This window comes from Stenotrophomonas sp. YJH_SMC_16, assembly GCF_059367875.1.
In genome coordinates this window covers 226,489-241,038 of sequence record NZ_JCAFRH010000003.1, presented here as the reverse complement: position 1 = coordinate 241,038, position 14,550 = coordinate 226,489, and the positions used below count along the sequence as shown (strand labels likewise).

At 59.4% G+C, this 14,550-nt stretch carries 9 protein-coding genes; 2 read left to right on the top strand and 7 right to left on the bottom strand.

Going from position 1 to position 14,550, the window contains the following annotated elements; all coding sequences use genetic code 11:
- Positions 1 to 112: 112 nt before the first annotated feature.
- The 4 genes from AC5P6E_RS08660 to AC5P6E_RS08645 form a co-directional block, all read right to left on the bottom strand.
- A complete protein-coding gene (locus AC5P6E_RS08660) occupies positions 113 to 1,657 on the bottom strand; it encodes an EAL domain-containing protein (protein ID WP_495230854.1) in 1,545 nt (514 codons plus the stop codon).
- Between the two features lie 1,058 nt (positions 1,658 to 2,715).
- Positions 2,716 to 4,104: an ATP-binding protein gene (locus tag AC5P6E_RS08655; RefSeq protein ID WP_495230853.1), complete on the bottom strand. Its 1,389-nt coding sequence runs from the start codon at positions 4,102 to 4,104 to the stop codon at positions 2,716 to 2,718.
- On the bottom strand, positions 4,097 to 4,834 hold the full coding sequence (locus AC5P6E_RS08650) for a response regulator (protein ID WP_495230852.1): 738 nt from the start codon (positions 4,832 to 4,834) through the stop codon (positions 4,097 to 4,099). Before AC5P6E_RS08650 ends, AC5P6E_RS08655 begins: the two co-directional genes overlap by 8 nt.
- A gap of 59 nt (positions 4,835 to 4,893) precedes the next feature.
- The gene (locus AC5P6E_RS08645) at positions 4,894 to 7,041 is read right to left on the bottom strand and encodes a TonB-dependent siderophore receptor (RefSeq protein ID WP_495230851.1); all 2,148 of its coding nucleotides are present in this window, start codon (positions 7,039 to 7,041) and stop codon (positions 4,894 to 4,896) included.
- 571 nt (positions 7,042 to 7,612) lie between these two features.
- Here AC5P6E_RS08645 and AC5P6E_RS08640 point away from each other — a divergent pair.
- Entirely contained in the window at positions 7,613 to 9,166 is a 1,554-nt protein-coding gene (locus AC5P6E_RS08640) for a MobA/MobL family protein (protein ID WP_495230850.1), read from the top strand.
- A 631-nt stretch (positions 9,167 to 9,797) separates the two neighbouring features.
- Here AC5P6E_RS08640 and AC5P6E_RS08635 read toward each other — a convergent pair.
- Positions 9,798 to 11,942 (bottom strand): DEAD/DEAH box helicase, encoded by a 2,145-nt coding sequence (locus AC5P6E_RS08635; protein ID WP_495230849.1) that lies wholly within the window; start codon positions 11,940 to 11,942, stop codon positions 9,798 to 9,800.
- Positions 11,939 to 12,766 (bottom strand): HamA C-terminal domain-containing protein, encoded by an 828-nt coding sequence (locus AC5P6E_RS08630; RefSeq protein ID WP_495230848.1) that lies wholly within the window; start codon positions 12,764 to 12,766, stop codon positions 11,939 to 11,941. Before AC5P6E_RS08630 ends, AC5P6E_RS08635 begins: the two co-directional genes overlap by 4 nt.
- 508 nt (positions 12,767 to 13,274) lie before the next feature.
- Here AC5P6E_RS08630 and AC5P6E_RS08625 point away from each other — a divergent pair.
- A complete protein-coding gene (locus AC5P6E_RS08625) occupies positions 13,275 to 13,751 on the top strand; it encodes a hypothetical protein (RefSeq protein WP_495230847.1) in 477 nt (158 codons plus the stop codon).
- Positions 13,752 to 13,995: 244 nt separating this feature from the next.
- Here the strand turns inward: AC5P6E_RS08625 and AC5P6E_RS08620 are convergent, their stop codons facing one another.
- Positions 13,996 to 14,451 carry a DUF4189 domain-containing protein gene (locus AC5P6E_RS08620; protein ID WP_032953406.1) on the bottom strand — a complete coding sequence of 152 codons (456 nt, stop codon included), beginning with the start codon at positions 14,449 to 14,451 and terminating at the stop codon, positions 13,996 to 13,998.
- Positions 14,452 to 14,550 lie beyond the last annotated feature (99 nt).

Below are 14,550 nucleotides of genomic sequence, written 5' to 3'. Positions count from 1 at the left end.
GGAACCCTGAACCTCTGCGAGGATTTTCAATGGCACAAGGTGATTCATAGAGATATGTCTCGCTTAGCCTTTATCGCTGTCTGCCGCGCACCAAGGAGAGCTTTAGAAAACTCTAAGTTGCTGGAGCGGTCCGCTGGAGAAGGAAAAGTGCTTCGGCGAGAGGGAGTGGATAGCCAAAGTACCATCCCTGTCCTACAGCGTCGGGCGCTGACTTGCGTAGAAGGGCCAATTGCTCGGCTGTCTCTATTCCTTCTATGATCACGTCCATGTCCAAGTGCCGTGCGATCTGATATATCCCCGGTAGTACAGGGCGCAGAGGGGAGTCTTCAGTAATCGCGGCAACAAACACCCGGTCAATTTTGATGCCCTGGAAGGGGGATGCGGCCAAGTGGGAGAAATTGGCACTGCCCGTCCCAAAATCATCGATCAGGAAGCTGTAGCCGAGTTTCTCCAGGATGCTCATGCTTGCCCTCGCGGCCTCACACAGGCCTTCCCGCTCGGTTACTTCGATTCGGATCTGCGATGGCAGGATGCCTGCGACCTTTACCAGTCCATCGAGGTGGCGCACCAAGTATTCCTGGGATAGGTCGATCGGCTCCGCGTTTACGCTCAGATAGATGTGGGGATGGGCGCGCAAGGAGGGGCCCAGCTCCCGCAGCGCCCTAGTGATCACGTGACAGAAGATCAGTGGAGTTAGACCAAACTGCCTTGCTATGGGGACAAAAATAGACGGAGGGATTTCCTCCTCGCCTGGTGGATACCATCTACAAAGGGTTTCGAATCCAACCAGTTCGTGCCTATTTTTGATCTGTCGAAGCGGCTGGTATACCAGTTGAAGCTCTTCTTGCTCGATGGCTTGGGCTAAGCGTGCTTGAATCGATCCATGCTGTGCTCTGCGCCTCCGGGCTAGAACATGGGCTGCCAAGGGGCCGCCGAACGCGGCCGCGCAAATCGCCAGCAAAAGAATCCAAGGAGATAGATGCCAGATCGACCGGCGAGGTGTCTTTACCACCACGCAAGCATTGTTAAGCGTGCTGCACTGCCGGTTTTCAACGAAGGAAAGGCGGGGTGCATCACTTTCAATCGGTCCGAATTGGCGGATTGCGTAGACGCGGTGATTAGAGGAAATGTTGATAGCGATAGTGCTGGTGCCTTCTGGGTCCAGCCCATCGAACGCCGACGTTGCGGATACACTGAATGTGTTGCCTCGGGCGATAATAGTGGTCGCCTCATAGGGCGTTCCTCCCAAATCTCTACTCAGCCATACGCGTGAGTTTCCTTGCTCAAAGGTGGGGGGCGGCAGAGATTGCGCGGGGAGGATGCCCCAGAGGCCAGAACACTGCAGCTCGAGATCGTGAATGCGTCCCAAGTCTGTGATGAAGCTGGAGTGGAAGGTGATCGTTTTGAGTCCCTCCAAGTCCTTCTCGGAGCAGGGCGCCCCTTGCAGTCGCTTGGCTTCTTCTGTCGCCAAATGGCGTGCGCGGGTAATGGCTTCGGATCGGCTCAGCACCGCCTGAACTATCCGCTCTGAGGACGCATTGTCTTCTGAGTAGAGCATCGCTTGCGCCGCCGCAATCATCACCGCGAAGGCGACTGCGGTGATTGCTATAGCCTCAATGGCTGCCCGACGGCGCTCAATTGTTCGAAATGGCTTCACGCATTGCGCCTATTGCGGCTGGTAGGCCGAGCCTGTGGTGCAGCATGGCGTGGACAAGCACCGGCAGCAAGAGGGGCGGTAGGAATTGGCGGCGTAGACCTGAAGAGGAGGCGCGGTCAGCGCGTGGCAATGTGTGGGTCGTACATACAGAGCGCCATGTTTGCTCTTCCGTTCGTATTGGGCCTGGTAGTACTGCGGAAAGGTGGTTCTCCAGCTGCTGCGGACTTGCAGGGTGGTTCCAGGTATGAGCACGTGGCTCAATTGCTTGGGCAGCGCGGTGGCATAGTGCTTCTTCGGCGTTAAGAATGGAGGAAGCCAGCATCCCTTACTTCAGTCGGCAGGAAGTGAGCCAGTCCATCGCTGCCCGCTTCCAAGCTCCTTGAATTCGAACCCGGATACGCCCGGTGCCGAACCATCAAACCCTCAATACTTATTGTGGGAAGTTCAGGGCTTTCGTCTAGAGCGCCTCTATTACCTCGTCTAAAGTAGTTAGAAGACAGTACTCGACGACGGTTTCCGGAGATCGCTGCTTACCCTGTAGCGGGTGGCTGCGAGTTTGGATCGGGCGACGAGCGCGCTGAATAGCTCGGTCGGCCCCGGCTACTACCTCGCCGGACATGTAATTAAACGTTGGTATCCGGGCGCCCGATGTCGAATGCTAGACTTGTGATCTTAATGATGCAGAGGAGGATTGTAGAGCATGGATCGACGCCGGGTATCATCCTTTCGGTTAGCTCTGTGTGCGCTAATGTTGGTGATGGGCAACAGCCATAGTGCCAACAGCGCGTTGTACTACGTTAGGCATTCCACCGAAGGTGGCGTCTCTCAGGAAGGCATTTCGGAGTACGCTGGTTTCCATGACGTGGAGTTGCGGCAGGGTGAGAACGGGAGGCGCAGCGTGCACATTCAGCCGCTGTGGTGGCGCGAGGCCAACGGGCCGGAGGGCGATTTCGACGCTGCTTCTCTCGACCCTGACAACCCTGAGCATGCTCTGCTTGTCGAGGTAATTCGTGGTGGATTCTCGTCGGCAATCGATGGCTCGGGCAAGTCAGGGGCACTCAGTTTCGAGGCAGTCGAATCAAGACCGTCAGGCCTTTTTTCGACGGCCCGTCTCTTAGAATTAGTTCGCCTCCTTGAGCTCTGATGATCGCCAGGGCAATGCTAAGGCCTAGGCCGGTTCCGCCACTGCGGCTGCTGCGCGAAGCCTCCAGGCGCTGGAACGGTTGCATCATACGTTCGCGTTGCTCCGCTGGAATGCCTGGTCCCTGGTCTGTCACAGTGATATGGATCGCTTCGCTATCGCTCCACACCTCTAATTTTGCGCCGCCCCCGTATCGTCCCGCATTGTCTACTATGTTCGCCAGCGCTCGCTTCAGGCTGCGGGGGAAGCCAGCGTAGCTCACGCCCGCTTGGCCATTCAGGCATACCATATGGCCGGTCTCGCGCGCATCTTCGACCACTGTTGAGAGCAGTGCATGGACATCGAACGGCTCGCGCTCGCATTGCAGATGGGTAGCAGTGCTGTAATCCAAAATTGAATCGACCAGCTCCTGCATGTCATCCAAATCGGCACGCCAGCGCCTGCGCGCGGCTTCGTCGACCAGTAGTTCAGTGCGCAGGCGTAGACGGGTCAGCGGCGAGCGTAGGTCGTGCGAGACCGCCGCTAGGAGCTCCTCGCGGCCCTGCGCGGCCTGCTGCAACTGCAACTGCATCTGGTTGAAGGCCTGAGCGGTCTGACGTACCTCGCGCGGTCCTTCCAGTGGTAATGGCGGCGCGTGAAGGTTATGGCCCAAGACTTGTGCAGCTGCACCCAGCCGGGTTAGTGGACGGGTCAGCCAGCGAACCACTAGCAGTGCAAGGAGCACAATCAGCAGAGTTCGCAAGCCATATATGCGCAGGAGGTAATCACCGAGTGCGTGTGTAGGTTCAAGCTGCAGCCCGGCCTGCCCCTCGCGCACGTCGAACTGCAGCCAGCGCCCGTGTGCACTACGCACGCGCAGCTCGAACTGCCCGGTGACATGGCGCGCCGACAGCACCTTGTCATCCTCGCGCCCCTGGGCGTCATACAGGCGCAGGCGCTTCAGATGCAGTTCGCGCGGCGTGCCCAGTTCCGCCGCCAGCGAAGCACGCAGCAGCTGCTCCACCGCACGGTCACGCGCGCGCAGCGAGACGTGGCCGCCATCGTCGACCGCCCGCACCGTCAGGTCGGCCGTGGACAGCACGGCAGGGTCGGCACCGGCCAGCGGCGAGTCGGGAGCTTCCAGCAGGCGAAGGGTCTGCGCCACGTGCGCGGCAGTCAGGCGCGCGGGTATCTCGGCCACGCGCTCATAGCGGGCGTCGTGCCAGACGGTGCCGGTCAACAGCTGCGCCAGCAGCATGCCCGTCACCAGCACCAGCACCAGCCGCCCGTACAGCGTGCGCGGCCAGCCCAAGCGCGCCTCAGTCATCTGCCTGCACCGGACCGGCCAGGCAGTAGCCTCGGTTGCGCACGGTGCGGATCAGTAACGGCGCGCGGCTGTCATGTTCGAGCATCTGCCGCAGCCGGCTGATGCACATGTCGATGCTGCGGTCGCTGGGCATGCGGTCACGGCCGTACACCTGTTCCACCAGGAAATCGCGCTCGAGCACTTCGTCCGGATGGCGCAGAAACAGCTGCAGCGCCGTGAAGTCGGTTTCGCCCAGCAGGTGGCGGCGGCCATCGTCGGCCTGCAGCAGGTGGGTACGCGGGTCCAGGGTCCAACTGGAGAAACGCAGCCGTGCCATGTCCGTCATGTGGGCCGGGGCCGCCTGCACGGGCGCCTGCCGGCGCAGCACCGCGCGCAGGCGCAGCAACAGCTCACGCGGGTCGAACGGCTTGGCCATGTAGTCATCGGCGCCAGATTCCAGGCCGAGGATGCGGTCGGCCGGTCGCCCGCGCGCGGTCAGCATGATCACCGGTAGCGCGGTCTGCTCGCGTAGTTGCTGGCACAGCGCCAGTCCATCCTCACCGGGCAGCATCAAGTCCAGCACCACAGCATGGAAGGTCTGCGCAGCTAGGGCCGAGTGCATATCCGCGCCATTGCCGACAACCGCCGTCTGCAGGCCCTGCTGGCCGAGGTACTCCGCCAGCAAAATACCAATCTCTGGATCGTCGTCGACAATAAGAATGCGGGCGTTGCTGGCGGAAGTGTGAGTCATTCCAGCATCTTCCCAGAAGCGGCGCCTCCCTGCATATCAAGGAGGCGCCCCTGTTCGCCTTAGAAGCGCGCGCGGATGCTGAAGGTCGTGGTGCGCGGTTCGCCGAAGATCAGCCCGTCGTAGAAGCCGTACTGGTTGTAGTACAGCTTGTCGGTCAGGTTGTTCACGTTCACCGCCAGCTGCACGGTGTCGGTCAGGGCGTAGCGCGCCATCAGGTTGACCAGGGTGTAGCCGCCCATCGGCAGGTTGCTGGCGTCGTACCTGCCGCCGCCCAGCGGCCGCCCCGGGTTGGTCGACATCACCGTGCCGCTCTGCATCGACAGGCCACCACCCACGGTCAGCTTCGACAGCGCACCGGGCAGCGTCCACGCGGTGTTCAAGCGCAGCAGGTGCCGCGGATCTTGCTGGTAGGACAGGCCGTCCACCTGCAGCCAGGTGTAGCCGGCATACACGTTCCAGCCTTCGGCCAGGCGCCCGGACAGCTCCAGGTCGGCACCCTTCGACTTCACCCCGTCCACCGCCCGGTAGATGGTGAAGCCGGTATCCGGGTGCACTTCACCGGTGCTCTCGGCCACGTTGTTCTGTTCGTTGCGGAACACGGCCAATGCCGCATTCAGTGCGCCACCGGCCCATTCGCCCTTGATGCCGGCCTCGTAGCTCTTGCCGGTTACCGGGTCGAGCAGGATGTCGTTGGCATCACGCACATTGCCCTGCGGGCTGAACACATCGGTGTAGCTCACATAGGCCGAGTAGTTGCTGGCGAAATCCCACACCAGGCCGGCATAAGGCGTCACCACCCGCTGTTCGCCACTGGCCGCACCACGGGTACGCACATTGGCCTGGGTGTAGGTCTGGGTATAGGTCTTGTAGTTGCTCACGCGGGTGCCCAGCACCAGCGACAACGGCTCGGCCAAGCTGAAACGACCGGCCAGGTAACCGCCCAGGTTCTGGGTGATGGTCTTGCTGCGGGCTGGGGTACGGAACGTCTCAAACGGCGCGTAGTTGCCGTCCCAGGTCCGCCAGTCATCGATCGGAAGGCCGACCGCGCGGTACTGGCAGCCACTCCACGGGACCACGCCCGCGATGGTGCAGTTGCCCAGCGCGGCGCCGAACGTGTAGTCGGTGATCTCGCTGCGGTAGCCATTGAAGCCGGCCATCAGCTGGTGCTCACGGCCAAATAGTTGCAGTGGGCCGTTCACACTGATGTCAAGGTTGTCGCGCCGGGTTTTTGACTCGCCGTGAAAGGCGTTGAGGAAAGCGCCGCTGCCATCCCGGTTCCAGAATCCGGCAAAGCCTCGGCCGCGTGCAGCGTTGTTTACCTTGGCCACGCCGTAATGGGTGTAGCTCTCGCCGTTGTCGTGGGCGAAGGCCGCGCGCAGCTTCCAGTCCGCGCCCAAGCCTTGCTCCACGCTGCCGAACACCGAAGTGTTGTCACGTTTGGCCACGCTCCAGTCGGCTGCCGGGTTGGTGCTGCGCGACAGGTTAGTGCGAGTGCCGTCGGCCCACCAGATCGGCACGTTACTGCCCCATGAGCCGCCCCCATTTCGGGTGCGCTCATATTGCACCCCCAGGTTCACCACGGTGGCATCGCCCAGGTCGGCCTCGAAGCTGGCTAGGCCGCCCAGGCGCTGCAGGTCTTCGCGCTGGCGGAAGGTATCCGAGTCCTCGGCACTGACCACGAAGCGGCTGCGCACGCGGCCGTCGGCGGTCAGCGGAACGTTCACGTCGCCCATCAGGCGGCGCTTGTCATGGCTGCCGAGGGTGAGCGCGGCGGCGCCACCGAATTCTCGGGTCGGGCGTTTGCGTTCCAGGTACACCGTGGCCGACGGATCGCCGGTACCGCCCAGCAGGCCGTTGGCACCGCGCACCACCTGCACATGGTCGTACAGGTCCATGTTCAGGCCTGCGCCGCCGCCAGTGAAGCTGCTGGCGCCGTTGATCAGCATGCCGTCGACCTTGAAGTTGCCGATATCGAAGCCGCGCGCACGGAAGGTGGTGCGGCCAGCGTTGTCCAGCGAATACGTGGTAATGCCGGTGGTACTGGTCAGCACGTCATTGATGGATTCGATCTGCAAATCGTCCATTTGTTGCCGGGTCACAGTGGTCACGGACTGCGGAGTCTGGCGCAGGCTCAGGTCCAGGCCGATGGCGGCCTTGCTGATCGGCAGGGTGTAGCTATCGGCCTGGGACTGACGGCGCGCCTTCACTTCCAGTCTGTCAAGGGTTGTGGGCTTGGAATCTACAGGCGCCTCAGCGTTGGCGAGCAACGGCAAAGTGAGCGCGATAGCTAGAGCAATGGCGTGTCGGGAAGGAACTTGGCTGCAAGCCGAAGCACGGCGATACATGGGGGAAATCCTTTAAGATTTGCGAATGGGATCTATTCTTATTTGCAAATCATAGCCTTCTGTTAAGTTTTGGTGATGGGCTGTTGTGTAATGAAGTGTAACGGGGGCGATTTGCTCAATTGGCGGCCCATCCCGTGGCGGCCCCATCATTGCGGATGGGATATGGAACTTAAGCTATTGATGATCTTGGTTAGTAATGTGGTGGTATGGGTTTAAATGGGTGAGAGCGATAATGATGAGCGGCCAGTTTAATTCTGCGGGGAGGGGGGTTGTACTTTTTGAGGTTTTCGGTGGTAATGCAATGCGTTGGCTTTCTTATGTGGCGTCTGTCTGAGTGAATTAGTATTCTTGGATGTTTGGATCTGGACAATTTTCACATTGACAATGTAAAAAAACGCGGCAAAAAGGTGGGATAAGAATTCGGGGCGATCGCTTGGCTATCTATCACTCGCGCGTTAAAACCTTCAGTCGCGGCAAGGGGCACTCATCCGTTGCCGCCGCTGCCTACCGTGCCGGTCTCCTGCTCATGGACGAGAGGACCGGCAAGCGTCACGACTACCGGCGTCGTGGGGGCGTCATAGAAACCCGATGCGTTGTCCCCGAGGACGCCCCCGACTGGTCGGTCATTCCAGCGCAGCTCTGGGTGGCGGCCGAGCAGGCTGAGCGGCGCAAGGATGCAACGGTGGCCCGCGAGTTTGAGATCGCCTTGCCACACGAGCTCACCGACGAGCAACGGGCCGCCCTGGCCTGGGAGCTGACCAGCGCCTTGGTGGATCGGTACCGTTTCGCAGCGCAAGCCAGCATCCACTCGCCCGATGGAAAGGACGGCTTGAACTGGCACCTCCACATCTTGGTGACGACCCGGAGGATCGACGCTCAAGGGCTGGCAGACAAGACCAGGGAGCTGGACGGCGGGGCCTCTGGCAAGGTTGAAGTGGAGTGGGCGCGCGCGATGGTTGCCCGGGTGACCAACGCTCACTTGGCAGCGGCCGAGCTGGATGTCCGGGTGGACCACCGTCGGCTGCCATCCCAAGCCGCGGAAGCCTTATCCCGAGGAGATCTACCCAAGGCCCTTGCATTGTCGCGCCGGCCCACACAGCACTTGGGGAAGGACGCGGCGGCGATGATGCGTCGAGGGGCGCAGTCGGATCGCGCCGACGGCAATGAGCGAATCGGCGAAGAGAACGACGCAGCTTTCGAAGCCATGCTGAATGCACTCGAGCATCAGGGCCGTGTTATGCCAGAGGATCCCAGCGACCACGCGGGCGAAAGACGGGAGCGCGGGGAGAGTCGCAATGCACGCACGGAGAGCGCGCCCGGCATTGGGCAAATCCGTGGCCTTCGCGGCTGGCCAGGTTCGCACCTGTTGGGCCTCCGCATCCCGCCTTCAAGGGAAGTGGCTTCGGCCGACGGCCTGTTTGAACGAGCGCGGCGGCTCTGGCTAGACGAAGCCGTGACTGCGATCTCCAGCCGTCTGCAGGCCACGCGAACGCTCTTTGAGAAAGGGTTGGACTGGTGGAACGAGCGCCTTAGCGACGACCGGCTGCGGACAATGTTGACGCGGCTTGTAAAGCACCTGACCACGCTCCGCCGGTGGGCGAGCGAGTGGAGGAGGCGCGAGGGGGCGGAGAAGAGGGCGATGGGACTTCTGCACCGAGCAGAAAGGGCATTGGAGGAGTTCGTGGAAACCCGTCCTCGTCCGTCCGAAGAGGGGCTGGCCGACTGGGCTCGGCAACGGGGCAGGAGGTTGGCGGCGATTGATCAGCGCTTGGAGGGCTTGAAGAAAGCCCGCGACGAGCTGACGCCCCAAGCCGAAAAGGACTGCTTGGAACGATTGGACATTTCGGTGACCCACTTGGAGACCTTTAGCCAAGCCGCCATTGACGTGGCCGAAGGCTTGGCAGAGGCACCTGGCCGTAATTCAGGACTGCTGGAAGGGGAAGCGCGCCGGCCTGCCTTCACCCCCAGTCGGCCCCGGCTGCACTGACTGGCCGCCACGGCATCGACGGCATTGGATGGCGGCGCGTGAGAGGTGGTTCATTCAGCGATGCCGCCTCGCACCCCTTCTATGGACTCACAAAGTGCCCCGTCAGTGACGGGGCATGTCGTGTGAACTGAACTGTCGCTCAGTGAAGGGTTGGTCTGTCGGGCTTTGCGGACGCAGAGTGGACCGACTTCGATTCTTGGGCTCGGCGCTCAGACAACAAGGTGTTCAGGGGGGGCAGCACGGCGCGATCCACCACTTTGTCCTTCGTGCGGTATTGCCTACGGGCCAAAGGCGGCTCGTTCTGAAGAGCGGCGAAGTTGCCATTTCGGCGGACGATCATCTTCGCGGCGACCCGCAACGCACGATCTATATCCGAGTCTTCTTCGGCTGGTGTTCGCTCGGGCTCTTGGTAGGCATACCCACTGAGAAGCTGGGAAGCGATGCGGATCTGAGGGTCTGGCATGGAAAGCTCCTGTGAGCATTGAAGGAGCCTTCATCAAAGCGCGCCTTTGCCCAAGCACAACCCCAAGTAATGCGTGGTTATTCACAGATATGAGATCTGCTCGCGATGGCGTTGGCGGTATGCGATTAAAGTCCGGATCGCTGGCGGTAATGTGGCTGCAATGGAGCGTTAGGCTACCGGCACTGCACGCGTTCCAAGGCCTGTTTGTGCGTCTTGAACTAGCTCGCGTTCGAATTCAGTTAGCGATGCGACACGTGCAATATCAAGTTGTCGTAGTTGGCCAACGGCTTCATCAATGGTGTCATGCTGAGCGAAGTACGGGCGCAATTTCTCTGCGATTTGGATAGGAATTCCATACTCATCCAGCGCAATCAAGCCACTTGTCGTGAACAAGGTCTCAATCTTTGCGGCATACACGGAGTAGTCCCCCGCTTCCCCATTCCTACTCATGTAGACGGCGCGTTGGATGCGGTCGAGCACCATTAGGTAGCGGGGGAAGTGGAAGCCAGCCCAAGTTCTGACGAAATCCAAGACTTCCTCAACGACGCGGTCCGCCTCTGAAGAATCTTGGTCGGCGAGCTCAAGATCGATCAGCTGCTTAACGCTCTTGGCTGATGCTAGGCGACTTATCTTCCACGCGAGTTGGCTTCCAGATAAAACCGTGCCTCCGATCCGCTTCTTCCCAATCAAGAACTTCCATATCAATTCACAGGCGTACTTTAACTGCTCGTAATCTGGAAAGCCCTGCCAAAGCAGCATGTCCAATCCTTCGCTGCCGGCCGCCCACAAGTGCTTGGCGAGGGCATTTTGCGCGCCAGGGTCTATTCCTGAATTTCCACGCAATACCTCAATGGGCAAGAGCGAGCTCTTCTGAAGCGCGGTCATGCGGGCCTGGGATTCTGGTGTTAGGAATTCTTGGTCTAGCTGAATGAGTAGGGAGTCTGGCGTGCGGTCATCTTGGTTGACCAGAGGAATGTCTACCAGTGGCAAGTCCGCCTGAGGTGCAGCATTAAATAGGTAGACTCGGCCAACAAAGTGTCGCAGCATTCGTCCTGATCGGCCTCGGATGTTGTTAAATGTAAAGAAGTCGAACTTCTTTAGGGCCACCTTGTTGTCAAAAATGACAACATTCTTTGCTTTCGTGTTCACGCCTTCAATTAGGGTTGAGGTGCAAACAAGATAGGGAAGTCTACCGTGATTGAATTGACGTACGGCATACTGAGCGATGGCGCGCGGGACCTTGCCGTGGTGAACCCCTATACCTGTCAAGAAGCCTCGGGCGACTGTCCAGTCGGGATGATAGTTCTTGGCGAGCCAGTCATAGGCGCCTTTGAGTTTGGGCTCCCTCGTGCCCAGTCCGGCTGCCGCTAGGGCCGTCGCAACTCTTCGTGCGCTTGCGGGCGAAGCGCAGTAGATGAGGGTGGATTCATGAAGCCCTCGGCAGAGTTCCACGAGGGCCTTCATGTTGTCCCCGTCCTTCGGACTGACATTGATCTGCTCAGTCACTACGGTTGCGTAGTCAGTGTCAACGAATATAGACCCTGTCAAGCTCGAAAGCTGAGCGGAAATTTCTTTTATGCTCGGTCCTAGCATGTAAAACTGTGCGCCAGTCTTCAGTAGGCGATGTAATGCTTGGTTTAGCAGTAACGCGCGGTCCGCATCTTGTTTAGGGTCAAGTTTGTAAAATTCATCGATAACGAAGAGGTCGATTGATGGGAGTGTGTCCACATCTAAGACGCGTTCCTGGGTCATCACAAAGATGTTCTTGGAAGAAACCTCCTGGGTGGGATGGGTGATCAGCTTGAAGGTATCTCCGAAGCGTTCCGCCAAGCGTCGCCTGGTCTCATCGATCAGCGCAATGGTCGGCACCACAACGGCAACGTTGCCGTAACGCCCCGAAGCGATTAGCGCATCAATCAGTAGGCTCTTTCCGAAGCTCGTTGGGGCGCTCAGCACAATGCTCTGACCAGCAACCAACCTCTGGTAAACCTCAGCCTGCTTTCGGTGTAGCACCACGTCTTCCATGCCGGTGGGCCGATGCGCCTCCAAGGCAAGCTCCTCTCGGACACTGAGCTCGTCATTGGCGATATAAGGAAACAGTCCGCGCGCGCGCGCCAAGCTCTCTACGATGACACTGCATGGCCCGAAGCTGGTTTTGTTCTCCAGCGCATACAAAACAGCCTCTTGGACCGCAGTGTCGTCGAATTTGTTCAACTCTGCTCGACTGACAAGAGATGCTAGGTGCTGGGTGGCACGGAAAGGGTCCGCCAGGATGGAGGCGGGGTCCGAAAACTGAAAGACGTCCGATGTCATAGGGCCTTCATTGCCTCAAGCTTCTGATGGAGGGCTTCTACCAGAATCTTCTTCGTTTTCAACGGCACCAAGAAAAGATGAATGCGGTGTGGGACGCTGGCAACCCGCCTGTCGAACCTCTTCTTGATGAAACGCATTTCTGAGACCAAGGCTCGTTTGTATGCTTCAGAGGACGCGTCATGTTCGGCAGTGGCTTGGCCATCGTAGGTGAGGAGAACTGGAATGCAAAAAGCTTCGAATACTTGGTCTAGCGACGTTCGTTCATCCAGTAAGGCTAGAAGTTGCCGCCCATGCGGCCAATCTTTATCAACCTTGTTGAGGATCGCGACGAATTCGCTTCGTAGGAAGTCGGCCGTCAGGTGCTGCTCCAGCTCCTTTACTACATCGCGAATGGCAGAGCCAATCTCTTCGTAAAATTTAACCTCCCCTAGCCAAAGCTCCAGTCCTGTCTCAGAGGGGACAACATGGACCGCGTCGAATCCCTTAACCGTGTCATTTACAGAGTCCTTGTAATAAATCTTAGATACAGCTGGTAGGGTTCCCATCGTCTTCTTAAGAATGACGTGGAGTAACAGCTCGCCAAACTCGCCCCTATTCTTGAACTTTCCTGTGCTGTAAACCGACTTTGCCGCTTTCCTGATCATTCGCACCGCCGACTCGTGGCCGATCTGGCTGTACTCACTGTAGGTGAGGCAGAAGTCCGGAAGTGATTCCATTAGATAGTCGACCAGCGCAGAGTGCCGCCACTGCTTCCCTTCATAGCCCGCACATAGACCCGAGATCGACCTATCGGAACCGATTTCGTGCAATACGAGTTCTAGCATCCCTGATTCTCACGGCTTGAGACGAGCCGCCCCTGTGTTCACAATAGCAGAGGGCTGGTCCTCCCCGTCAACGGCCTCGATAGGCATCAGCTAGCGCGTTTTTGGGTCCGTCTGGAGGTGAGAGTGTCGCAAGCTTAAACGCTCAGGCTCGTTGCCCCTCCGGCGTCTCGCCGCGTTTCTTGTCTGGTCCGGACGCTGACATGGAAAGCTCTCACCAAAGCGCATCGGAGAGTCTCGTGGGGTTAACGTAGATTCCAAAGGCGGTGACGCCAGGTACGCGCTCTCATATGAGGGCGTGTCGGTTCCAACGAAGTGCTAGGTCAAAGGTCTGCCGCCTTGTGGGTGGAAATGGCGGATTTCTGGCGGATCATGAGACCGCGTGAGCGTTCCCGGTCCATTTGTTGGAATTTCATTAACAGTAGAAAGATAAGTCGCCGATGCTTTCTCTGTGCACCAGCGCAAACCGTTTGGTGCTATAGGTATCAATAGTCCATACAGGCAGAAGACCATGACCGACACGAACGATCAGCCCAGCGGAACCGCCAACGTTTTGCATCAGATGAAGGCTTACAGGGCGCTATCCGAGGAATATGGTGCCGATGGCGCTAACTTGCTGGGCAGCAAGAGCCTGGAGAGAAACGGAGTGAAAGTTCCCCCGGAAGGAGTAGCTCATTGGGCCCAGATCAACTCGGCTGCGGAGCAGGGTCGGATGGATCTTGAGTCGGAAGGGGCCGTGGCCGCTTGCAAGGTCAATGCGTTGGTCGGGGCAGTGTTTGCGAGCACCGTGCCAGGATCTAGTAGGGCGGAACAGATCTCGGATGAGCTGGACGAAGCCGTGGAAGAGGAAGAGGAAGAGGATTTCGAGGACGAGGACGAGGATGAGGACGAGGACGAACGCCCGGACTTCGGCTATGAGGACGAGGAAGACAACGACGAAGCTGCTCTAGATCACATCCATAAAATCAATGAGAACGCCGGCGATTGAGGTTGTCAGCTGTCGTCAATTGCGGGGAGGGAAGGGTCAGAGTAGTCTTGGACACTCCCTTGGACACACTCTGCGGGTGTCCAGGTCGAAAAAACCTAACAACTTCAGGCGGTTGGATGGGGCTGCATAGTGTCCCTCTCACTCCGCCAGATACAAAGAAGCGCCTGCAGATCCTCGATCTGCAGGCGTTTTTCTTTGTTCAACGCAGTAACACACGGCCGCGCCGCACGGGCGTTGTGCAGGCCTAGTGGGTGGTGCCAGCCGCGTCCTGCCCGACTTCGGGCGAGGAATAGAGCCTGGGCTCCGGCACCGCATGACCCGGATGAGCGGGCGGCGCAATGCCGCTTGGCGTTTCGCGCCAGAGAATTGCCAGTGTGCAGTCATTGGCACGTTGCCTGCACATTCTTTCCGCTTTGCGTTGTGCGGCGTCCGCCGTCTTTTCCCCAAGTGCAAAGCCCATGGCGACGGTGCCGGTAGCGATCGCCGAATATCCCACCGCGGTGGTCGTGGCAGTCTGCGCGCAGTTGCGGGACCGAACGGCGCAGTGCTGCAGTGCGCGCTGCATCGCAGCCGACAGCGTGCTGTGGTTCATGGCGTAGCCGTAGCGGCCATCGTCGTCGTAGACGATGGCGGAGGCCGCGTTGGCGCCGGATGACAGGCACAGCAACAGGCCAAGTGACAGGGGGCGCATCCAGTTCATTCCCATCTCCATTTTCTGCTGATGGTGGATCAGACCGGGTTTGAAGCGCAACGTTGCCGCCACTACGCCGAGCCCGCAGTTCATCGAACCGCGGGCGGC